The 20,270-nt window shown below is 62.7% G+C and carries 19 protein-coding genes; 10 read left to right on the top strand and 9 right to left on the bottom strand.

Going from position 1 to position 20,270, the window contains the following annotated elements:
* Nucleotides 1-23: 23 nt before the first annotated feature.
* The 8 genes from pobA to pcaC are packed head-to-tail and all read right to left on the bottom strand — an operon-like array spanning nucleotide 24 to nucleotide 6,869.
* The gene (gene pobA, locus OEG82_RS17780) at nucleotides 24-1,196 is read right to left on the bottom strand and encodes a 4-hydroxybenzoate 3-monooxygenase (protein ID WP_267614991.1); all 1,173 of its coding nucleotides are present in this window, start codon (nucleotides 1,194-1,196) and stop codon (nucleotides 24-26) included.
* Between the two features lie 5 nt (nucleotides 1,197-1,201).
* Complete coding sequence (locus tag OEG82_RS17775) at nucleotides 1,202-2,260, bottom strand: 3-carboxy-cis,cis-muconate cycloisomerase (RefSeq protein ID WP_267613721.1); 1,059 nt, start codon at nucleotides 2,258-2,260, stop codon at nucleotides 1,202-1,204.
* A 1-nt stretch (nucleotide 2,261) separates the two neighbouring features.
* The gene (gene pcaF / locus OEG82_RS17770; RefSeq protein ID WP_267613720.1) at nucleotides 2,262-3,467 is read right to left on the bottom strand and encodes a 3-oxoadipyl-CoA thiolase; all 1,206 of its coding nucleotides are present in this window, start codon (nucleotides 3,465-3,467) and stop codon (nucleotides 2,262-2,264) included.
* Entirely contained in the window at nucleotides 3,467-4,261 is a 795-nt protein-coding gene (locus OEG82_RS17765; RefSeq protein ID WP_267613719.1) for a CoA-transferase subunit beta, read from the bottom strand. Before OEG82_RS17765 ends, pcaF begins: the two co-directional genes overlap by 1 nt.
* Nucleotides 4,258-5,112: a CoA transferase subunit A gene (locus OEG82_RS17760; RefSeq protein ID WP_267613718.1), complete on the bottom strand. Its 855-nt coding sequence runs from the start codon at nucleotides 5,110-5,112 to the stop codon at nucleotides 4,258-4,260. Before OEG82_RS17760 ends, OEG82_RS17765 begins: the two co-directional genes overlap by 4 nt.
* Nucleotides 5,113-5,126: 14 nt before the next feature.
* A complete protein-coding gene (pcaG, locus tag OEG82_RS17755) occupies nucleotides 5,127-5,735 on the bottom strand; it encodes a protocatechuate 3,4-dioxygenase subunit alpha (protein WP_267613717.1) in 609 nt (202 codons plus the stop codon).
* A gap of 1 nt (nucleotide 5,736) precedes the next feature.
* On the bottom strand, nucleotides 5,737-6,477 hold the full coding sequence (gene pcaH, locus OEG82_RS17750; protein ID WP_267613716.1) for a protocatechuate 3,4-dioxygenase subunit beta: 741 nt from the start codon (nucleotides 6,475-6,477) through the stop codon (nucleotides 5,737-5,739).
* Nucleotides 6,474-6,869 (bottom strand): 4-carboxymuconolactone decarboxylase, encoded by a 396-nt coding sequence (pcaC, locus tag OEG82_RS17745; protein ID WP_267613715.1) that lies wholly within the window; start codon nucleotides 6,867-6,869, stop codon nucleotides 6,474-6,476. The genes pcaH and pcaC overlap by 4 nt, the downstream gene beginning before the upstream one ends.
* 97 nt (nucleotides 6,870-6,966) lie before the next feature.
* On the opposite strand from pcaC, the gene pcaQ reads away from it, so the two are divergent.
* The 4 genes from pcaQ (at nucleotide 6,967) to OEG82_RS17725 (ending at nucleotide 10,165) form a co-directional block, all read left to right on the top strand.
* Entirely contained in the window at nucleotides 6,967-7,884 is a 918-nt protein-coding gene (pcaQ, locus tag OEG82_RS17740; RefSeq protein WP_267613714.1) for a pca operon transcription factor PcaQ, read from the top strand.
* 102 nt (nucleotides 7,885-7,986) lie between these two features.
* Nucleotides 7,987-8,982 (top strand): sodium-dependent bicarbonate transport family permease, encoded by a 996-nt coding sequence (locus tag OEG82_RS17735; protein WP_267613713.1) that lies wholly within the window; start codon nucleotides 7,987-7,989, stop codon nucleotides 8,980-8,982.
* 14 nt (nucleotides 8,983-8,996) lie between these two features.
* Nucleotides 8,997-9,308, top strand: coding sequence for a DUF190 domain-containing protein (locus OEG82_RS17730; protein WP_267613712.1), 312 nt, complete (start codon nucleotides 8,997-8,999; stop codon nucleotides 9,306-9,308).
* Between the two features lie 89 nt (nucleotides 9,309-9,397).
* Complete coding sequence (locus OEG82_RS17725) at nucleotides 9,398-10,165, top strand: DeoR/GlpR family DNA-binding transcription regulator (RefSeq protein WP_267613711.1); 768 nt, start codon at nucleotides 9,398-9,400, stop codon at nucleotides 10,163-10,165.
* A gap of 29 nt (nucleotides 10,166-10,194) precedes the next feature.
* On the opposite strand, the gene OEG82_RS17720 is transcribed toward OEG82_RS17725, so the two are convergent.
* Nucleotides 10,195-10,992, bottom strand: coding sequence for a pyrroline-5-carboxylate reductase family protein (locus OEG82_RS17720; RefSeq protein WP_267613710.1), 798 nt, complete (start codon nucleotides 10,990-10,992; stop codon nucleotides 10,195-10,197).
* A 371-nt stretch (nucleotides 10,993-11,363) separates the two neighbouring features.
* Here OEG82_RS17720 and OEG82_RS17715 point away from each other — a divergent pair, with 371 nt between their 5' ends.
* The 6 genes from OEG82_RS17715 (at nucleotide 11,364) to OEG82_RS17690 (ending at nucleotide 20,176) form a co-directional block, all read left to right on the top strand.
* Entirely contained in the window at nucleotides 11,364-12,512 is a 1,149-nt protein-coding gene (locus tag OEG82_RS17715) for an efflux RND transporter periplasmic adaptor subunit (protein WP_267613709.1), read from the top strand.
* Nucleotides 12,509-15,652, top strand: coding sequence for an efflux RND transporter permease subunit (locus tag OEG82_RS17710; protein WP_267613708.1), 3,144 nt, complete (start codon nucleotides 12,509-12,511; stop codon nucleotides 15,650-15,652). The genes OEG82_RS17715 and OEG82_RS17710 overlap by 4 nt, the downstream gene beginning before the upstream one ends.
* Nucleotides 15,653-16,228: 576 nt before the next feature.
* Nucleotides 16,229-17,353: an ABC transporter ATP-binding protein gene (locus tag OEG82_RS17705; RefSeq protein ID WP_267613707.1), complete on the top strand. Its 1,125-nt coding sequence runs from the start codon at nucleotides 16,229-16,231 to the stop codon at nucleotides 17,351-17,353.
* A complete protein-coding gene (locus OEG82_RS17700; RefSeq protein WP_267613706.1) occupies nucleotides 17,350-18,246 on the top strand; it encodes an ABC transporter permease in 897 nt (298 codons plus the stop codon). Before OEG82_RS17705 ends, OEG82_RS17700 begins: the two co-directional genes overlap by 4 nt.
* Nucleotides 18,243-19,076, top strand: coding sequence for an ABC transporter permease (locus tag OEG82_RS17695; RefSeq protein WP_267613705.1), 834 nt, complete (start codon nucleotides 18,243-18,245; stop codon nucleotides 19,074-19,076). The genes OEG82_RS17700 and OEG82_RS17695 overlap by 4 nt, the downstream gene beginning before the upstream one ends.
* Nucleotides 19,077-19,108: 32 nt before the next feature.
* Nucleotides 19,109-20,176: an extracellular solute-binding protein gene (locus tag OEG82_RS17690; RefSeq protein WP_267613704.1), complete on the top strand. Its 1,068-nt coding sequence runs from the start codon at nucleotides 19,109-19,111 to the stop codon at nucleotides 20,174-20,176.
* Nucleotides 20,177-20,270: the final 94 nt, after the last annotated feature.

The following is a 20,270-nucleotide window of genomic DNA, read 5'->3' as shown; positions in this document are numbered from 1 at the left end:
GAACAGACTTATAAAAACGGGCTTCAGTAAGGCAGGCCGACATAGTTTTCCGCAAGGGCTGCCCTGGCTGCTTCGGAGTCGAGGGTGTAGCCGAGTTCGGTTTCGAGAATGCGTGTCTCGAATGGCGCCTGCTCGGGAAAGCGGTGCAGCATCGTGGTCATCCACCAGGAAAACCGCACGGCGCGCCACACCCGGGTCAGCGCCCGTTGGGAATAGGCGTCAAGAGCCGAATCATCGCGTTCAAGGAAGTGGGAGCGCAGCCCCTCGAACAGGTAATGCACGTCGGAGGCTGCCAGATTGAGCCCCTTGGCGCCGGTCGGCGGCACGATATGGGCGGCGTCGCCCACCAGGAAAAGGCTGCCGAACCGCATCGGTTCGGCAACGAAGGAGCGCAGCGGTGCGATGGATTTTTCAAATGACGGCCCGGTGACCATCGATTCGGCGATTTCCGGCGGCAGCCGGCGGCGCAATTCGGTCCAGAATTGTGCGTCGGACCAGGCGTCCACGCTGTCGCCGGCGTTGCACTGGATGTAATAGCGGCTGCGCGTCATCGAACGCATCGAACACAATGCAAAGCCGCGCGAATGGCTGGCATAGATCAGTTCATGGCTGACCGGCGGCACTTCGGAGAGAATGCCGAGCCAGCCGAACGGATAGACTTTCTCGAAGCTCTGGATCGCGCCTTCGGGCACCGCGCGGCGGCTGGCGCCGTGAAAACCATCGCAGCCGGCGATGAAGCTGCAGTTGATCCGGACCTCTTCGCCGCCGATGCGGCAGGTGACATGCGGCGTGGCGCTGTCGAACTCGTGCGGCTGCACGGAGTCGGCCTGGTAATAGGTGATGCCGCCGGTTTCGGCGCGACGGTCGACCAGATCCCGGGTGACCTCGGTCTGGCCATAGACCATGACGTTCTTGCCGCCGGTCAGTCGGGCGAGATCGATCCGATGGGTGTCGTTTTCGCGGGTGATGGCAAAGCCGTCATGCGGCAGGCCCTCGGCGCGCATGCGTGCGCCGGCGCCGGCCTGTTCGAGCAATTGCACGGTGCCCTGTTCAAGCACGCCGGCCCGCACCCGCGCCAGCACATGATCGAGGCTGGAGCGTTCGAGAATGATGGTGTCGATGCCCGCATCATTGAGCAATTGGCCCAGCAGCAGGCCCGAGGGGCCGGCGCCGATGATGCAGACCTGGGTGGACAGTGTCTTCAAGACGGCTCTCCGATGCGTTCTATGGATTGAAACAGGCCACAGGCTGCCGTCAGGCCGGCGCCGGCGGTTTCACACATATTGGGCAGGATCATCCATTCCAGCATCCAGGCAGCCCCCGAGCGCTCCATTTCGTGGATCTGCGCCTGATGCATGCCGGAGATCTGTGTGGCGTTGTAGCGGGCCAATGTGACCAGCAACTCGGCGGTCACCGGGTTCTGCTTGTGCGGCATCGCCGAGGACGAACCGCCACCGGAGAGGGCGATATCTTCTCCGCCGCGCAGCGCCATCAGCGCCAGGTCCTGGCCGATCTTGCCAAGCGCACCGCTGAGTTCCGACACCCAGTTGGCATGCGCCATGACGGGCCCGCGGGCGGAATGCCAGCTGTGGCCGGGCCAGGAAAGATCAAGCTGCTTTGCCAGCGATTGCGCGATGATGGGCGCCTTGTCGCCAAGCGCCTGAAGATCGCCGACGGCGCCGCCGAATTGCAGAACCCGGCTGCGCTGAGTGAGTTCCGTCAGCCGTTCGCGCAGATCTTCAAGCGGGTGCATCCAGGCCGAAAGCCGTGCGGAGGCTTCAAATGGAAGTGCCGCCTGCATCCGGGTGATGGCCTGCAACCTGTGGCCGCCATCGCTGCTCTGGCGGTCGGCGATCAGCGCCAGCAGCGCGTCGAGCCGTGCGGCGAGAATGTCGCTGGTCCTGGCCAGCGCCTCAACCGTGGCGGTGTCGATCAGGTCCTGGCTGGTGGCGCCGTGATGCAGCATCGAACTGCCCGGCCCGGAGACATGGGCGCGCAACTGCCGGACATAGTCGGGCACCGGCAACCCGTCGCGAACGACAGCTTCGGCAATGGCTTGGTGATCGGGTTCAAAGCCGGCAATCTGGCTGACCAGCCGCCCTGCGTCCTCGGCTTCGACGAGGCCGGCCTCGGCAAGCGCATTGATCAGCGCCTGCTCGAAGCGGGCGAAACCGGCGAACATGGCCGCATCCGAAAACTGCCCGGCGAGCTCCTGATCCCGGAACAGTCCGGAGGTCCAGCCCTGTCCGCCAGTGGTCATCTCAGACCCGTTCCAGCGCAATGGCGATGCCCTGGCCGACGCCGATGCACATGGTAGCCAGCGCCAGTTTTTCATTGCGGATGCCGAGTTCGAGTGCGGCTGTGCCGGTGATGCGGGCGCCGGACATGCCGAGCGGATGGCCCAGCGCAATGGCGCCGCCATTGGGGTTGATGTGATCGGCGTCCTCGTCGAGACCCAGCTGGCGCAGAACGGCGATGCCCTGGCTGGCAAAGGCTTCGTTGAGCTCGATCACGCCAAAGTCGGAAGGCCGCAGACCGAGCCGGTCACAAAGCTTCTGGCTGGCCGGGGCAGGGCCGATGCCCATGATCCGCGGCTCGACGCCGGCGGTTGCGCCGCCAAGAATGCGGGCGATCGGCGTCAGGCCGTATTTCTTGGCCGCGGCTTCGCTGGCAATGATCAGGGCCGCCGCACCGTCATTGACGCCGGAGGCATTGCCTGCGGTGACCGAGCCGCCTGCGCGAAACGGCGTGGGCAGTTTGGCCAGCTGTTCCGGCGTGGTTTCGGGGCGGGGATGCTCGTCGGTGTCGACGACAATCGGGTCGCCCTTGCGGCGCGGGATTGTCACGGCGACGATTTCCTTGGCGAAACGGCCCGAGGCCTGTGCCTTGCCGGCGCGGGCCTGGCTGCGCAGCGCGAAGGCATCCTGGTCTTCGCGGGTAATGCCGTAATCTGCGGCGACGTTCTCGCCGGTTTCCGGCATCGAATCAACGCCATACTGGGCTTTCATCACCGGATTCACAAAGCGCCAGCCGATGGTGGTGTCATAAATTTCCGCCTTGCGCGAGAATGCGCTGTCAGCCTTTGGCATGACAAAGGGCGCGCGCGACATGCTCTCGACACCGCCGGCAATCACCAGCTCGGCTTCGCCCGAGCGGATGATGCGGGAGGCGGCCAGCACGGCGTCCATGCCCGAGCCGCAGAGCCGGTTGATGGTGGTGCCGGGCACCGTCACCGGCAGTCCGGCCAGCAGGGCCGACATGCGGGCGACGTTGCGGTTGTCTTCGCCGGCCTGGTTGGCGCAGCCGTAATAGAGCTCGTCAACGCTGGCCCAGTCGACGCCCGGATTGCGCTCGGTGAGCGCCCGGATCGGGATGGCTCCCAGATCATCGGCGCGAACCGCGGACAGGGCGCCGCCGAAACGGCCGATCGGGGTGCGGACATAATCACAGATGAAAGCGTCGGCCATCAGGCAGCTTCTCCAGTTTTCCCGCCGGAATGGGCGGCTTTTGTGCGGGCATTGAGATCGCGCAGCGTCGTCAGTTCGATCCCGGTCGGTTCGGGTGTTTCCTCAAGCGCATCGGCGAAGCGCACCGTCCAGCCGCATTCGGCCTGGACCATTTCGCGCGTCACGCCGGGATGCAGGGACACCACGGTGAATTCCCGTGTTACCGGATCAGGCTTCCAGACCGCAAGATCGGTGACCATCAGTGTCGGTCCCTTGGTGGTGATTCCGAGCCGTTCACGGTGATCGCCGCCTTCGCCGTGGCCGAAGCTGGTGAAGAAATCGATCTTGTCGACCATGGCGCGTCTGGACTGTTTCAGCGTGATGAAGATCTCGCCGCAGGAGGACGCGATCTCGGGCGCGCCGCCACCGCCGGGCAGGCGGGTCTTGGGCTGATCATAGTCGCCGATGACAGTGGTGTTGATGTTGCCGAAGCGGTCGATCTGGGCGGCGCCGAGAAAGCCGACGGTGACGCGGCCGCCCTGCAGCCAGTAGCGGAACATTTCGGGCACCGAGACCGTGGTGACGGCGGTGTCGCAAAGTTCGCCATCGCCGATCGACAGCGGCAGCACGTTGGGCGCGGTGCCGATGGTGCCGCTTTCATAGATCAGGGTGACGTCGGGCGCATGGGTGAGGCGGGCGATGTTGCAGGCAGCCGACGGCGCGCCGATGCCGACGAAGCAGACATCGGTGTTCTTCAGGGCCCGCGAGGCGGCAATCGTCATCATTTCGGTGGAGGTGAAGTCTGTCCCGCTCATGCCGCGCTCCTCAAATGTTTGATCCGGTCGGCGAAATCCTCAGGCGTGGCGTCAAGGACATTGTCCTTCATCCAGGCCAGGAATGTGTCGCGATCGGCGGCGATTTTGTCCCAGGCGATATAGGTCGCATTGTCGCGCGAATAGTAGCCATGGGCGTAGGATGGATGGGCGCCACCGGGGACGACGCAGATTGCGGTGACGGCCCAGCCGGGCAGCACGCAGGCATTGGGGTGGCTGTCGAGATCGTCGACGATCTCCTCGACGGTGACCACCGAGCGTTTGGCGGCCAGCACCGCTTCCTTCTGCACGCCGACAATGCCCTCGATCAGCACGTTGCCCTTGCGGTCGGCCTTCTGGGCATGAATGAAGCTGACATCCGGGCGGATGGCCGGAACGGCAGCCAGTTCCTCGCCGGTGAAGGGACAGGTGACCGATTTGATGTTCGGGTTGACCCCGGCAAGTTCGGCGCCCTTGTAGCCGCGGAAGGCGGCAAAGGGCAGACCCGCGGCACCTGCCTCATAGGCATTGGCCATGGCGGCGTGGGAATGTTCCTCGATCTCGATCCGGTTGGGCCAGCCGTTCTCGACCGAATCGCGCAAGCGCCGGAGCAGGCCGACGCCGGGATTGCCGGCATAGGAGAAGATCAGCTTGCGGACCGCGCCCATGCCGATCAGCTGGTCATAGACGACATCGGGGGTCATCCGCACAAGGGTGAGATCCTTGATGCCCTGACGGATGGCCTCATGCGCACTGGCATGGGGGATCAGGTGGGTGAACCCCTCGAAGGCGGCCATGTCGCCGGATTTGAGGTTTTGCGCCACCGCTTCGGGCAGCGTCATGAATTGTGCCATGGTTTGCTTCGCTTTCAGATATCGAAAAACACGGTTTCCTGCGGTCCCTGCAGGTGAATGTCGTGGCTGTAGCTGCCGCCGCCGCCCTTGGCGATCAGCGAGCCTGCGCGCTCCTGCAGGTCCATGCGCAACAACACCGGATCGGCAGCATTGGCCTCGGCCTCGTCCTCGAAATAGATCCGGCTGTTAAGGCCCAGATTGATGCCGCGGGCGACGATCCAGATGTTGATATGCGGCGCCTGCATGCGGCCGTCGGGATAGGAGACCCGGCCGGGCTTGATGGTGTCGAAGCGGAACATGCCGGTTTTGGCATCGGCGGGCGCGCGGCCCCAGCCGGAAAATCCGGGCTCTCTGCCGTCGGGATAGCGTCCGTCCGCATCGGCCTGCCAGATCTCGACAAGCGCATCGGTGAGCGGATTGCCGGCGCCGTCAATGACCCTGCCTTGCAGCGTGATCCGCTCGCCCTTGGTCCTGTCATCGACCATGGCGGTGCCGAGATCGGCGTCATAGACCCCGGAGATGCCGCAGAAATTCGGTGTCAGGCCGATATGGACATAAGGGCCGGCGGTCTGGGACGGGGATTCCTTGAACGGATAGAGCGGCGTGTCGGTCGGGTGTGTCATCTCAATTGCCCTCCAGCCGGTTTTCAAACAGCGTCGAGCGGCTGCCGCGCAGGATGATGTCGAAGCGGTAAGCCAGCGCATCCATCGGCGCGGATGCATTCATGTCGAGCCGCGCGGTCAACTGCTCGATCGCCTTGGGATCGTTGATGGTGCGCACGATCGGGCAGATCGGGATCAGCGGATCGCCCTGGAAATACATCTGGGTGATCAGCCGCTGGGCGAAGCCATGGCCGAAGACCGAAATGTGGATATGGGCCGGGCGCCAGTCATTCGGGCCATTGGGCCAGGGGTAGGGGCCGGGGCGGACGGTGCGAAAGGCGTAAGTCCCGTCGCCGCCTGAAATGGTGCGGCCGCAGCCGCCGAAATTCGGGTCCAGCGGCGCCAGATAGCCATCCTTCTTGTGACGGTAGCGGCCGCCGGCATTGGCCTGCCAGAATTCGAGCAACACGCCGGGCACCGGCTGGCCGCGCTCATCTAGCACCCGGCCCTGGACCATGATGCGTTCGCCGATGGCGCTCTCGCCCGGCTGGGCGAAATTGAGGATCATGTCATTGTCGAGCGGACCGATGATGTCATGGCCAAAGGCCGGGCCCGATGTTTCCGACAGGGAATTGCCGAAGGCAATCAATGCACGTGTCGGGGCGCGCAGCACCGATGACTTGTAGCCTGGCGCATAGGCTTGCGGATGCCAGGCCCGGTCCCGGGTGAAATAGTTGGCGACGGATGGCTGGCTGTTCTTCATGTGCTGGCTCCTCCCTGTTCTGCCTTCATTTCGGCCAGGGTCCGTTTGGCAATGCGAAAGGCGGTGTTGGCGGCGGGCACCCCGGCATAGATCGCCACATGCATCAGCGCCTCGCGGATGTCATCCTCGGTGGCGCCGGTGTTGACCGTTGCACGGACATGCATGGCGACCTCTTCCTCGTGGCCAAGCGCTGCCAGCAGCGCGATGGTGACGATGGAACGGTCGCGCTTGCTCCAGTTCGGCCGCGACCACAGGCCTTCCCAGGCGCTTACGGTGATCAGATCCTGAAACGGAGCATCGAAGGCGGTCTTGGCGGCGATCGACCGGTCGACATGGGCATCGCCCAAAACGCTGCGTCGTGTTTTCTCGCCAATGGACTTGGTCTCGGCCATCGGATCCTCCCTGCCTGTCTCGTTCCAGGATTCACTTTACATACTGGAATGGAAATGAATAATGATTTTTTGACGCAGTAACAATCCCGGAATTGATATGGATATCTCTCGGCGCATCAAGATCCGGCATCTGGAAGCCTTTGTCGAAGTGGCCCGGCAAAAGAGCGTCGGCCGCGCGGCCATCACCTTGTCGCTGACCCAGCCGGCGGTGACGCGGACCATCCGTGAACTCGAGCAGATCGTCGGCGCGGCGCTGATCGAACGCGATGGCCGCGGCATCAGGCTGTCGCATCAGGGCGAGGTGTTTCTGTCCCATGCCGGATCCGGGCTTGCGGCGGTGCGTGGCGGGATCGCGGCGCTTGCCAATGTGGCCACCGCATCGGGGCCGCCGGTGCGTATCGGTGCGCTGCCGACGGTGTCGGCCACGATCATGCCCGGTGCGGTGGCGGATTTCCTGGCGTCGGGACTGAAAAGCCCGCTCCGGGTCAGCACCGGCGAAAACCGTGTGTTGCTTGATCAGTTGCGCAAGGGCGATCTGGATCTGGTGATGGGCCGGATGCCGGCGCCGGAAAACATGGCAAGCCTGAGATTCGAGCCGCTCTACCGCGACCGGGTGGTGTTCATCGTCGCCGGGGCCCACCCCCTGTCGGGTCAGCGCCAGGTCGCCGCCGACATTCTGGCGCAGCATCCGGTGCTGGTGCCGCCGGCGGGGTCGATCATCCATCCCTTTGTCGAGCGGGTGATGCTGGAACAGGGCATGGCGCGCCCGGTGCAGGCGGTGGAAACCGTGTCGGACAGTTTCGGCCGCGCCTTTTTGCGCGCGTCCAACGCGATCTGGATCATCTCGCGCGGCGTGGTGGCGGCGGAAATCGCATCGGGCGAATTTGTCGAACTGCCGATCGACACCAGTTCGACCATGGGCGCCGTCGGGCTGATCACCCGTGAGGGCGACCGGCAGCATGATGCAGCTGTGTTTTTCGCCGATATTCTCAGGCGGCGCACGGCGCAGAACTGACTGTGCCGGTTTCGACGAAAGTTTCCGGCTCTGCGCACTGGCAAGTGGGGCCGCGCTGATCTAGATGGCAGTCGGAGCGGGTGCAACGGGGCTGGATAACTGATGAACGAGATTCTGGCTCTGGCGAGCGCCAACCTTTTGTCACCGGCGGTGCTGTTTTTTGCTCTCGGCTTTCTGGGCACGATGGCCGGCTCGCAGCTGACGTTGCCCGAAGCGGTGGCCAAGACGCTGTCGATCTATCTGATGCTGGCGATCGGCTTCAAGGGCGGGGTTGCGGTGGCCGAGCACGGGCTCGGGATCGACATTCTGCTGGCGCTCGGGGCGGGGGTCGTGCTTTCGGCGCTGATACCGCTAGTGGCCTTTGCGCTGTTGAGCGTGATGGCGCGGCTCGACCGGGTCGACCGCGCTGCCGTGGCTGCGCATTACGGCTCGATCTCGATTGTCACCTTTGTCGCAGCCAGCGAGGCGCTGCGGGTCGCAGGCCTGTCGTTCGAGGGCTATCTGGTGGCGGTTGCCGCGGTGATGGAAACGCCGGCGATTCTGGTGGCGCTTTATCTGGCCCATGCCGGCGGCGCGCGCCCGGGCGCAAATGCCCGGTCCGGCGCACGCCAGGAAGGGCTGCTGTCGGAGGTGATGCTGAACTCCTCCGTCGTGGTGCTGATCGGTTCCTTCGTGATCGGTTTCCTGACCGGCCCGAAGGGGCTTGCCGATATCGGCCCCTTCATCGTCGATCCGTTCAAGGGCGTGTTGTGCCTGTTCCTGCTCGACATGGGCGCGGTCGCCGGGCGTGGTATTCGCTCCGGCTGGAAGCACATGAGCCCGGGGCTGGTGCTGTTCGGACTGGTGATGCCCTATGTCGGGGCGGTGTTCGCGCTTGGCGCCGGTCTTGCCATCGGCCTGTCGACGGGTGGTGTGGCGATCCTGATGGTTCTGGGCGCTTCGGCGTCCTATATCGCCGTGCCTGCGGCCTTGCGGCTTGCGCTTCCCGAGGCAAGGCCCTCGATCTATCTGACCCTGTCGCTGGGGATCACATTCCCGATGAACCTGACCATCGGCATTCCTGCCTATATTGCGCTGGCGCGGCTGGCGAACGGATAATTGAGGAGATCACCATGCACACATTTGCAAAAAAGCAGATCCAGATCATCTGCGAACGGCCGATCCTCAAGCGCGTCCAGCGCCATCTCACCGAGGCCGGCGTCAAGGGATTCACCGTGTTTCCAGCCCTTTCGGGCTCCGGATCCGAGGGGGAATGGGACCGGGAAGGCATGATCGGTGATGCCGGTCAGATGGTGATGGTGCTGGTGGTGCTTGATCCTGAGGATCTCGACCGGGTGCTTGCCGACATCTTCGATGTGGTCAGTCCGCAGATGGGGGTGATCACCATCTCCGACGTCGCGGTGGTGCGGTCCGACCGGTTCTGACCAGGCTGAAATCGCCGGCTGCATTGTGATTTTCGTTTCTTTCGTTTTAAAATGGGCGCGAAACCAACGAACCCTGGATGCTGCTGCCCATGTACCTTGCCCCGCGCCACTCTGAAATCATCGAACTTGCCAAGGTCGAGGGAAGGGTTCTGGTCGATGATCTGGCAAACCGGTTCGAGGTGACGCCACAGACCATCCGCAAGGATCTCAACGATCTGTGCGAACGGCAATTGCTGATGCGCATTCATGGCGGCGCGGTGATCCCGTCGGGCACGCAGAACATGGAATATGCCCAGCGCGGCAAGATCGCGGCGGAAGAGAAGGAAACCATCGGCACCGCCGCCGCCGAACTGATCCCCGACAATGCGTCGTTGTTCATCAATATCGGCACCACCACGGAAGCAGTCAGCCAGGCCCTGCTCAGGCATGGGCGGCTGATGGTGATCACCAACAACATCAATGTTGCCAACCGGATGCGCACCCATCCGCAATTCGAGGTGGTGATCGCCGGCGGCGTGGTGCGCGCCGCCGACGGCGGCATTGTCGGCGAGGCGGCGGTGGATTTCATCCGCCAGTTCAAGGTGGATTACGCGGTGATCGGCGCCTCGGCGATCGATCATGACGGCGCGCTGCTGGATTATGATTTTCGCGAGGTCAAGGTGGCCCAGGCGATCATTGCCAATGCCCGGCAAGTGATCCTGGTGGCCGACTCGACCAAGTTCGAGCGCACCGCGCCGGTGCGGATCGGGCATCTCGAACAGGTCGACACCTTCGTCACCGACCGCTGCCCGAATGACAAGATCAGAAACATCTGCCGCGAATTCGATGTCGAGCTGATCGAGACCATGGCGTCCTGAGCAGCAGGGGCTTTGCTGCTGGATCTGGCTCAGCGGATGTTTCGAGCGCGATCGACGGCGGCGTCGAGCCCTTCGGCAATCGCCTCGGCAATCGGTGAATTCTGCATCGAGATCAGCCCGGCGGCGGTGGTGCCGGCATAATCGATCATCTCCTGCACATGGTCTGACGGCGTCGGTTTGCCGTGCATCAGCATGGCGCCGGAGGCGAAGAACAGCTGTCGCACGGCGCGGTCGGCGATGGCGGGCGCGATGCCGGACCTGACCGCATAATCGATCATGCATTGCGCATAAAAGGCGACAAAACCCGGCACCGGCCCGGTCATCGCGGTGAAATGATCGAGATGGGCTTCCTCCATGATCTCGTCGGTGCCGCCGCAGGCTTCAAGGATCGTGGTGACCAAAGCGCGGTCGGCTGCGTCAACCTGCGCGCCGGCAACCCACGGGCTGTAAGCGAGGCCCAGTTCCGCGGCCGGGCTGCTCATGGCGCGGATGATGCGGCTGGAGCCGGTGAGCGCCTGAAGCTCCGCGAGCGTGACGCCCGCCATCACCGAGACAATCAGCCGGTTGTCGGCATCGATGGAAATGCCGGAGGCAGAGCCGGGCGGCACCGAAAGGATGATGATTTCGCAAGCGTCGGCCAATTGGCTGTTGTCGCTGGTGACATGAATGCCCGGGAACTGCTCGAAGCCGGCGCGGCTGCCACTGCGGTTGGAGATCCAGAAATCCGTTTCCGCAATGACCTTGCGATCCAGCAATGCCAGCGAGATGGCGCGGCCGAGCATGCCCGAGCCGCCGATGATGCCGATGGTTGGCGCAGTTTCCGTCATCAAAAATCCTCCGTGATATCAATCGCTCAATTCAACCAAAACAGAGTCTAGCCCGATTCCCGGTCTTGCAGGCAAAGCAGATGCAAAGCCTTGATCTCATGCGCGCGCTGGTGGATGAAGCTGAAACCAGAGGTGGATTTAGGGACATATATCGCGCAATTTATACCTGTTGCCGCCAAGCCACGCCGCCCGCGCCAATGGCGAGAGGATCAAGAATTCAACACTGTTGTCCTTTTTAGGCCGCACTGATGGCACTATATAGCGCCGAAGCACACGCCTGATCGCGGTTGATTGACCGTTAGCTTGCGCCCATTTCGGCGTCGAAGCTTTATCCGGGCCTCTGGGCAGAATTATTTGAGAGCAGGTTTATTATGGCTATGCCAAGGTTTCACACCGTTGCCGCATTTGTTGTGCTCGCCGTTTCGGCAGCCTGGGTTCTGACCGGAGAGTTCTCCTCGATCGGCAGTGCTGCGCCGGACGCGTCCGAGGAAGCGGCCAGGACGGAGCAGGCTGCCGCCGCCGAGCCGGCGAAAATACTGCGCACCGTTGCGGTCATGGACGCCGATTTTATCGAGCACAACCGCATCATCCGGATCTCCGGGGTGACGGCGCCCGACAAGCGCTCGACGCTTGCCACCCGCAGCGCCGGTATTCTCGGCGAACTGAAAATCGAGAAGGGCGACAGGGTCGAGGCCGGCGATGTCGTGCTGGTGCTTGATGGCGAGGAGAAGCAATCGGTGGTGGAAACCGCCCGGGCGCTTCTGGACCAGCGCCAGAAGGAAGCCGACAATATCGAGCGGCTGGTCAAGAACGGCATTTCGCCCTCGACCCAGAGCGACAGCGCCCGCTCGGCGCTTGCTTCGGCGCGCTCGCAACTGGAAGCCGCCCAGGCCGATGTCGACCGGCTGACCGTGGTTGCGCCGTTTTCCGGCGTGATCGATCAGGTTCTGGTCGAGGAAGGCAGCTGGCTGCCCTCGGGCGAGGCGGTGGCGGTGCTGTTGCAGCTCGATCCGGTGGTGGCGCTGGGTGAAGTCAGCGAACGCGAGATCAATCTCGTCAGTGTCGGGCGCGAAGCCGATGTGCGCCTGATCAGCGGCGAAGTGGTCTCCGGATCGGTGCGCCATGTCAGCCTTGAAGCCACGCCGGGAACCCGCACCTTTCCGATCGAGGTCGCCATTCCCAATCCCGACAACAAGGTGCCTGCCGGTATGACGGCGGAAATCATGATCAAGTCGGAAGCGGTGACCGCGGTCAAGCTGCCGCGCTCGGTGGTCACCCTCGATGCGGCGGGCAATCTCGGCCTGCGCATCCTCAAGCCCGACAACACGGTCGGGTTCGTGCCGATCGACCTGATCGACGATTCGCCGGAGGGCCTGGTGCTCAGCGGCGTGCCGCTGGATGCCCGGATCATCGTCGCCGGCCAGGACCTGGTCAGTGACGGCGAAAGTGTCAATGCGGTGCCGGCCGATCCCGATCTGATTGCCACGGCCACCGTGCGCACGGCGGAGCCCTCGCGATGAATTTTGTCGACGTTGCCATCCGCAATGCGCGGCTGACGCTGGCTGTCCTGCTGTTTCTGATCGTGGCGGGGTCGATGGCCTATGTCTCGATTCCGAAGGAAGCCGAGCCGGACATCCAGATTCCGATCATCTATGTGAGCCTGTCCTATTCGGGGATTTCGCCAGAGGATTCCGAACGGCTGCTGCTGCGGCCGATGGAAACCCGGCTGAAAAACATCACCGACATCAAGGAAATGCGCTCGACCGCCTATCAGGGCGGCGGCAATGTGATCATCGAGTTCATGGCCGGCGCCGATCTGTCCAAGGCGCTTGACGATGTGCGCAACAAGGTGTCCGACGCCAAGCCGGACCTGCCGCAGGGGGCGGACGAGCCTACCGTCAACGAGGTCAATATCTCGGAATTTCCGGTTCTGGTGGTGACGCTGGCGGGCGACGTGCCCGAGCGCGCGCTGACCCGCTCCGCGCGCGAGCTTCGCGACCGCATCGAGGAAGTCACCGGCGTGCTCGACGCCTCGCTGCAGGGTGCACGCGACGATCTGGTCGAGGTGATCATCGATCCGGTGAAGCTGTCATCCTACGGCATGCAGCTCGATCAGCTGATTGCAGGCGTCAACGCTTCCAATTCGGTGGTGGCGGCCGGCGCGCTGGAAGGCGACGAGGGCTATTACGCGGTCAAGGTGCCGCTGCTGATCGAGACCGCCGAAGACGTTGCCAATCTGCCGATCATTGCCGGCTCCAATGCGGTGGTGCGCGCACGCGATCTGGCGACCATCCGCTCGACCTTCAAGGACGCCGAAACGATCACCCGGCTCAACGGCAAGCCGGCGATTGCCATCGAAGTATCCAAGCGGACCGGGGCGAACCTGATCGAGACCGTGGATGCGGTCAAGGAAGTGGCAAACGAGTTCAAGACGTTGCTGCCCGAAGGCGCTGTCATCGGCTTCAGCCAGGACAAGTCGACCTCGATCCGGCAATTGCTCGGTGATCTGCAGAACTCGGTGCTCACGGCGGTGATCCTGGTGTTCATCGTGATCTTGTACGCGCTGTCGGGACGCGCCTCGCTGCTGATCGGCTTTGCCATTCCGGCCTCGTTCCTGATGGGCATTCTGGCGCTGTCGCTGGCAGGACTGACTGTCAATATCGTGGTGCTGTTCAGCCTGATCCTGGCGGTCGGCATGCTGGTCGACGACGCCATCATCGTCACCGAATTCGCCGAGCGCCGCATGACCGAGGGCATGGACCGGACAGAGGCGTTCTCGCTGGCGGCCAAGCGCATGGCGGGACCGGTGATTGCTGCGACGCTGACCCGCGTCGCCGCGTTTTCGCCGCTGCTGTTCTGGCCCGGCATGGTTGGCGAGTTCATGAAATACATGCCGATCACGCTGATTGCGACGCTGTCGGCCTCGCTGCTCTATGCGCTTGTGTTCACGCCGACGCTGGGCGCAATGTTTGCCAAACCGACCATCGAGGAGGGGCCCAAGCGCGACGGGCTCTATATGCGCTTTGTCGCGCGCGCGGTGCGCCATCCGTTCATCGTGGTGTTCTTCACGCTGGCTGCCCTGATCATCGTGCCGGTTGCCTATGGCAAATATGGCAAGGGCGTCGAGTTCTTCCCCAATGTCGAGCCGGATTACGGGCTGTTATATGTGCATGCGCGCGGCAATCTCTCGCTTGAGGAAAAGGACGCGGCAGTCCGCAAGGTCGAGCAGCGCATTCTCGGCTGGCCGGGGCTGACCAGCGTCTATACCCGCGTCGGCAAGGTCAGCGGTGGCGGCAATGATGTCAGCGAAGATGTCGTTGGCGTGATCCAGTATGAATTTGTCGATTGGCGCGAGCGCAAGGCCGCGGGCGAGATCCTCGACGATTTCCGCCGCGAGCTGACCGGTTTTCCCGGTGTGGATATCGAGGTTCTTGTGCCGCAGGGCGGTCCGCCAACGGGCAAGGCGATCCAGATTCAGCTGTCTGCGGCCGATCCTTCCGGCCTGGCCGATGTCGCGCGCAAGGTTGCTGCGCAGCTTGAGGCGACGCCGGGCGTGATCGATATCTCCGATGGCCTGCCGCCGCCGGGCGTGGACTGGGAAATCAAGGTCGATCGCGCCGTGGCTGCGCGCTATGGCATCGGTCCGTCCTCGGTGGGCACGGTGGTGCAACTGGTCACCAGCGGTCTGAAACTGACCGATTACCGGCCTGCGGGCGCCGATGACGCAGTCGACATCCGGCTTCGGCTGCCCGAGGACCGGCGCACCTTGTCGACGCTGGACGATCTCAGGATCGAAACCGCGCAGGGCTCGGTGCCGATTTCCAATTTCGTCACCCGCGAACCGGCGGCGAGCGTCGGCACGCTGACCCGGATCGACGGGGTGCGGACGATCACCATTTCCGCCGGCATCAGCGAAGGCCTGCAGGCCGACCCGGTGCGCCAGGGTATCGTGGCGGAACTGGAGAAAGCCAATCTCGAGGCTCTGGGGATCCGCTGGAAACTGGCGGGCGAGGATGAAGAACAAAAAGCCGCCGGGGAGTTTTTGTCCAAGGCCTTCGGTGCCGCGATCTTCCTGATCTTTGTGGTGCTTCTGGCCCAGTTCAACAAGTTCCTGTCGGTGGCGCTGGTGCTGTCGGCGGTGGTGATGTCGACCATCGGCGTGTTCCTGGGGCTCCTGATCATGGGGCAGCCGCTCGGCATTGTCATGACCGGCATCGGCATCATCGCGCTTGCCGGCGTGGTGGTGAACAACAACATCGTGCTGATCGACACCTATGACCATCTGCGGCGCGAGGGCATCGACAAGCTCGATGCGATCCTCGAAACCTGCCGCGAGCGTGCCCGGCCGGTGGTGCTGACCGCGGTCACCGCGATCCTCGGCGTGTTGCCGATTGCGTTCGGGGTCAATCTCGAGATCCTGGCGCATGAGACAACCTATGGCGCGCCGTCGACGCAGTGGTGGATTTCGCTGTCGAGCGCGATCGTCTTCGGACTGGCGTTCTCGACCATCCTGACGCTGGTGGTGACGCCGTCGCTGCTGATGATCGTCACCCGGTCGAAAGACAGCAGGATCACCGCCTGGTGGCAGCGGATGAAGGCGCGTGTCGGGCTTGGCCGCAAGCCGGCGGCGCCCGATGCACGGCCCGAGCCCGCCGAGTAGCACGCATGCCTTCGGGCTGACTCGAACAGCAGGCGCCGGGTTCTTGACAGCCCGGCGCCTTTTGCATTTCCGGGCGATGATCAGGGATCGCATGGAGATTTTGCCGAATTTTGTCTTGTCGGTTCATGACAAGCAGCCAAAGCCGCACCGACCGGCTGAGCTGGGTGAATTTTTCAGCGTAAACCCGTGTCCCGGGATGCCGCATGCGGCTTTTGCCGGGGAGTCGAATTTATCTGGTTAAGCTGCTGATTGTAATTTACAAATTTGCATCGGACGCACGGCTCGCGCAGCGGAGACGAAAGGGACAACCTTCGCCTTTTGGCAAGGCGTGGCCTCCGTCGAAAGGCTGCGCATCCGGTGATGTGCCGCATGTCGGTTTCAGGACATTTGCATGGACGCCAGCGACGCGCTTCCGGTCCCGTTCAACTTGACACCGCTGCTTAATTGCTGAACGATCATTCAATATCAAACGGGGTTCCGGCCGCTTCCGGCTGACCGGTTTCAGCATTTTCAAGTGGCTGGAGTTTCGTTTGCCTGATAGCATGTGAAAGCCGGAATTTTCCAATAGGAGTGCCTTTGAACACCACGACCCAATCCGATGAGGAGCCGTCATCAGCGCAAGAAAGCGTTGCGGTTTCAGTTCGCTCGCTGAGCAAGGTGTTCGGCTCCGGCGCCAGCGCATTTCGGGCACTCGACGATGTGTCAGTGGAGATCAGGCAGAACGAGTTCTTCACCCTGCTGGGACCATCGGGCTGCGGAAAGACCACGCTTCTTCGGTTGATCGCAGGCTTTGAACAGCCCAGCTCCGGCGAGATACTGCTCGATGGCGAGGATCTGTCGGCCAGGCCGCCCTATCAGCGCCCGGTCAACACGGTGTTTCAGAATTACGCGCTGTTTCCGCACATGACGGTAACCGAGAACATCTCCTTCGGGCTCGAAATGCTGGGCCGTCCCAAGGATGAGATCAAATCCGTTACTGCCGAGATGTTGCGGCTGGTGCGGCTTGAAGCCATGGCCGACCGGCGCATCACCCAGATTTCAGGCGGTCAGCAGCAACGCGTCGCACTGGCCCGCGCTTTGGCGCCCAAGCCCAAGGTGCTGCTGCTCGATGAGCCGCTGTCGGCGCTTGATCTGCAATTGCGCAAGGATATGCAGCTTGAACTCAAGCGGCTGCAGACCGATACCGGCATCACCTTCGTCTTCGTCACCCATGACCAGGACGAGGCGCTGACCATGTCGGACCGGATCGCGGTCATGAATGGCGGCGAAATTCTCCAGATCGGATCGCCGCGCGACATTTACGACAAGCCGCAGCACCGCTTTGTCGCGGGCTTCATCGGCGAGATCAATCTGCTTCCGGCCGTCTCGATGGGTGAGGGCGAGCATTCGATTGCGGGTGTGGGACTGCTGCGGTCCGACGATGTCACCGCTCTGCCCAATGGCGCTGCCGCGACACTGGCGGTAAGGCCGGAGCGGATCACGCTGTCAAAGCCGTCGACGGCAAGCCTGCCCGGCGTCATTTCCAATGTGGTCTATCACGGCACCGACACGATCTTTCATTTCAGGCTGGCCGATGGTCTGGAAATGCGGGCGCGCTCGCAGAACAACACCGCGCAAAGCCGGTCCTTCGCCAAGGGCGATGACATCGGCTGGTCGGTCGACGCGTCCTCGGTTTCCGTTCTGGCCGATGACCCGTCATGACCCGGGCCGGTAAAAACACCCTCTATCGCGCTTTGCTGATCGGGCCGGCGCTGCTGGCGATCACCATCTTCATGATCGTGCCGCTGTGCCTGATGGCCTATATCTCGTTTCGGGGCAGGGACTATTCCGGCGGCGTGCTGTGGGACCAGTTCAGCGCGGAGGCCTATGTCCGGCTGTTCTTCGAACGCGAACTTGATGGCACCCTGGCGCTCAATTTCAATTACATGTTCATCATCCTGCGCTCGGTCTGGCTGTCGTTTTTGACCATGGTGATTTCGCTCGCCGTCGGGCTGCCGGTGGCGATGTTCATGGCGACGCGGGACCGCAAGTGGAAAGCGGTTCTGGTGTTCATGGTGACGCTGCCGTTCTGGACCAATCTGCTCGTGCGCAATTACGCCTGGATCCTGCTTTTGCGCGATCACGGCACCATCAATTCCACGCTGATGTGGCTGGGCGTCATTTCCGAACCGCTGCCGCTTCTGCACAACGCCTTCGCGGTGGCGGTGGGGCTGACCTATTCGTTCCTGCCGTTCATGGTTCTACCGATCTATTCGAGCCTCGAGAAGATGGATTTCCGGCTGGTCGAGGCCTCGTTCGATCTTTACGCCAACCGCTGGCAGACCATTCGCAGGGTGATCCTGCCGCTGGCCTTTCCGGGTATCGTCGCCGGCTGCGTGCTGGTCTTCGTTCCGGCCCTTGGCGCCTATATCACGCCGGAACTGTTGGGCGGCGGCAAGACGCTGATGATCGGCAATCTGATCGGCTTCCAGTTCGGTGCTGCGCGCAACTGGCCGTTCGGCGCCGCTCTCGGACTGTTCCTGCTGGCGCTGGTGCTGATATCGCTCGGGGCCTATGCCCGGCGCTATCGCGGTGAGCTGGAGGGATCGCAATGAGGATCAACCCGTTCCGCAGCCGCGCCTTCCCCGGCGACGCCCGGCACTGGCCGGGGCTGTTTACCGCCACGGCGGCCTTCTTCGCCTATGTCTATCTGCCGATCCTGATCCTGGTGGCGCTGTCGTTCAACGAGAACCGCACGGTGACGGTGTGGACCGGGTTCTCGCTCGACTGGTACGCAATGGCATTTGCCAACCGCGACATCGTCAGTGCGGCGACCAATTCGCTGATCATCGCGTCGATCGCCTCGGTGACCGCAACGGCACTTGCCACACTGGCGGCGCTGAGGATGGCGAGCAAGGACCGGTTCTTCGGCAAGACCGGCATCAATGCGGTGTTCGCGCTGCCGATCACGGTGCCCGAAATCGTGCCGGCTGTCGCCACGCTGATGTTCTTTGCCAGCCTCGGCCTGACCTTCGGGCTCGGCACCGTGATCATCGGTCATATCGTGTTCTGCATCCCCTTCGCCTATCTGCCGATCCGGGCGCGGCTCGAGGGCATGGACCCGAAGATCGGCGAGGCGGCGGCGGATCTCTATGCCACTCCGGTGCAGGCCTTCTGGCGGGTGACATTGCCGCAACTGATCCCGGGAATCCTGTCAGGTCTGGTGCTGGCCTTCATCATCTCGCTGGATGATTTCGTCACCACGTTCTTCCTTGGCGGTGCGGGCTCGACCACGCTGCCGATCTATATCTTCGGCCTGGTGAGAACCGGCGTCACCCCGGAGGTCAATGCGATCTCCTCGCTGATGCTGCTCTTGTCGCTCTCTCTAGTCTCCCTGTCCCTCTTCCTGGGGCGGGATCAAAACCGGAAATCAGGGCCCGGCTGAGACGAAAAGCCCACAAACAATTGGAGCAACTCATGATCAAGAACAACAGGGTAGGACAGCACACCGCCAAATTGCTGCTGGCATCGGCACTGGCGCTGACCGCACTAAGCGGCGCTGCCTCGGCGGCTGGCGAACTGCATCTTTACAACTGGTCGAACTATTTCGCCCCGGACCTGCTTGAGCGCTACGAGAAGGAAACCGGCACCAAGGTGACCGTCGACAATTTCGCTTCCGAAGAAGACCTGCTGGCCAAGCTGCAGGCCGGCGGCGGCGGCTATGACGTGATCTTCCACGGCACCACCACGCTCGGCGTGATGGTGGAAAAGGACATGCTGGCCAAGATCGAAGTCTCCAAGATGGAGAATTTCAAGAACCTGCTGCCGGCGTTTACCAGCATTGCCGGCGACGAGAACCGTGATTATTCGGCCCCTTACATGTGGGGCACCACCGGCTTCACCTATGATCCGGAACAGGTTCCGGGCGGCAAGCTCGAGGAAAGCTGGAAGGAGCTGTTCGAGCCGCGGGATGAGCTGAAAGGCAAGATCGCCATGCTCAACGAAATGTCTGACGTGTGGAATGCGGCGGCCTATTACAAGGGCATCGATAAGTGCACCGAGGACCCGGCAGAAGCGCAGGTGATCCTCGACGTGTTGATGGCGCAGAAGCCGGATGTGAAGCTCTATTCCAATGACGGCACAATCGACCGGATGATTGCCGGCGAAGTGCCGGTCCACATGCAGTGGAATGGCGCCGCGCACCGGGTGAAGGCGAAGAAGCCTGAGGTTGTCTATGTCTATCCGAAGGAAGGCACCACCTTCTGGACCGATGTGATCGCGGTGCCGAAGGACGCGCCGAACATGGAAGAGGCAAAGGCCTTCGTCAACTGGATGATGTCGCCTGAAGTGGCAGCGATTGCGTCGAACTATACCGGCTATTCCAATGCCGTTGCCGGCTCCGGCGAGTTCCTGAAAGAGGATCTCAAGGCTGATCCTGCCGTAAACACGCCGGCGGAATACAATGACCGGCTGCGCGCCTACAAGGCCTGCTCGCCAGCCTCCAAGGATTTGCGCGAAAAGGTCTGGACCAAGCTCAAGTCGTAATCTGAAAATATGAAATGAAAGGGCCGGGTGCTTGGATGCGTCCGGCCCTTTTTCTCGTCCGGCAATGTATCTGGGCCTTACTGGAGCTTTTCAG

Origin of the sequence: Hoeflea ulvae (assembly GCF_026619435.1) — a bacterium.
GTDB classification, from domain to species: domain Bacteria; phylum Pseudomonadota; class Alphaproteobacteria; order Rhizobiales; family Rhizobiaceae; genus Hoeflea; species Hoeflea ulvae.
The sequence above is the reverse complement of the archived record's forward strand: the minus strand, read 5'-3'. Positions and strand labels throughout refer to the sequence as shown.

What these genes read in the sequence shown, in the direction of transcription:
- OEG82_RS17730 (WP_267613712.1), top strand. Translation starts at nt 8,997, where the DNA reads ATGCACACATTTGCAAAAAAGCAGATCCAGATCATCTGCGAACGGCCG.
- OEG82_RS17725 (WP_267613711.1), top strand. Translation starts at nt 9,398, where the DNA reads ATGTACCTTGCCCCGCGCCACTCTGAAATCATCGAACTTGCCAAGGTC.
- OEG82_RS17735 (WP_267613713.1), top strand. Translation starts at nt 7,987, where the DNA reads ATGAACGAGATTCTGGCTCTGGCGAGCGCCAACCTTTTGTCACCGGCG.
- pcaG (WP_267613717.1), bottom strand. Translation starts at nt 5,735, where the DNA reads ATGACACACCCGACCGACACGCCGCTCTATCCGTTCAAGGAATCCCCG.
- OEG82_RS17700 (WP_267613706.1), top strand. Translation starts at nt 17,350, where the DNA reads ATGACCCGGGCCGGTAAAAACACCCTCTATCGCGCTTTGCTGATCGGG.
- pcaF (WP_267613720.1), bottom strand. Translation starts at nt 3,467, where the DNA reads ATGGCCGACGCTTTCATCTGTGATTATGTCCGCACCCCGATCGGCCGT.
- pcaC (WP_267613715.1), bottom strand. Translation starts at nt 6,869, where the DNA reads ATGGCCGAGACCAAGTCCATTGGCGAGAAAACACGACGCAGCGTTTTG.
- OEG82_RS17720 (WP_267613710.1), bottom strand. Translation starts at nt 10,992, where the DNA reads ATGACGGAAACTGCGCCAACCATCGGCATCATCGGCGGCTCGGGCATG.
- OEG82_RS17695 (WP_267613705.1), top strand. Translation starts at nt 18,243, where the DNA reads ATGAGGATCAACCCGTTCCGCAGCCGCGCCTTCCCCGGCGACGCCCGG.
- OEG82_RS17715 (WP_267613709.1), top strand. Translation starts at nt 11,364, where the DNA reads ATGGCTATGCCAAGGTTTCACACCGTTGCCGCATTTGTTGTGCTCGCC.
- OEG82_RS17775 (WP_267613721.1), bottom strand. Translation starts at nt 2,260, where the DNA reads ATGACCACTGGCGGACAGGGCTGGACCTCCGGACTGTTCCGGGATCAG.
- OEG82_RS17710 (WP_267613708.1), top strand. Translation starts at nt 12,509, where the DNA reads ATGAATTTTGTCGACGTTGCCATCCGCAATGCGCGGCTGACGCTGGCT.
- pcaQ (WP_267613714.1), top strand. Translation starts at nt 6,967, where the DNA reads ATGGATATCTCTCGGCGCATCAAGATCCGGCATCTGGAAGCCTTTGTC.
- OEG82_RS17765 (WP_267613719.1), bottom strand. Translation starts at nt 4,261, where the DNA reads ATGAGCGGGACAGACTTCACCTCCACCGAAATGATGACGATTGCCGCC.
- pcaH (WP_267613716.1), bottom strand. Translation starts at nt 6,477, where the DNA reads ATGAAGAACAGCCAGCCATCCGTCGCCAACTATTTCACCCGGGACCGG.
- OEG82_RS17760 (WP_267613718.1), bottom strand. Translation starts at nt 5,112, where the DNA reads ATGGCACAATTCATGACGCTGCCCGAAGCGGTGGCGCAAAACCTCAAA.
- OEG82_RS17690 (WP_267613704.1), top strand. Translation starts at nt 19,109, where the DNA reads ATGATCAAGAACAACAGGGTAGGACAGCACACCGCCAAATTGCTGCTG.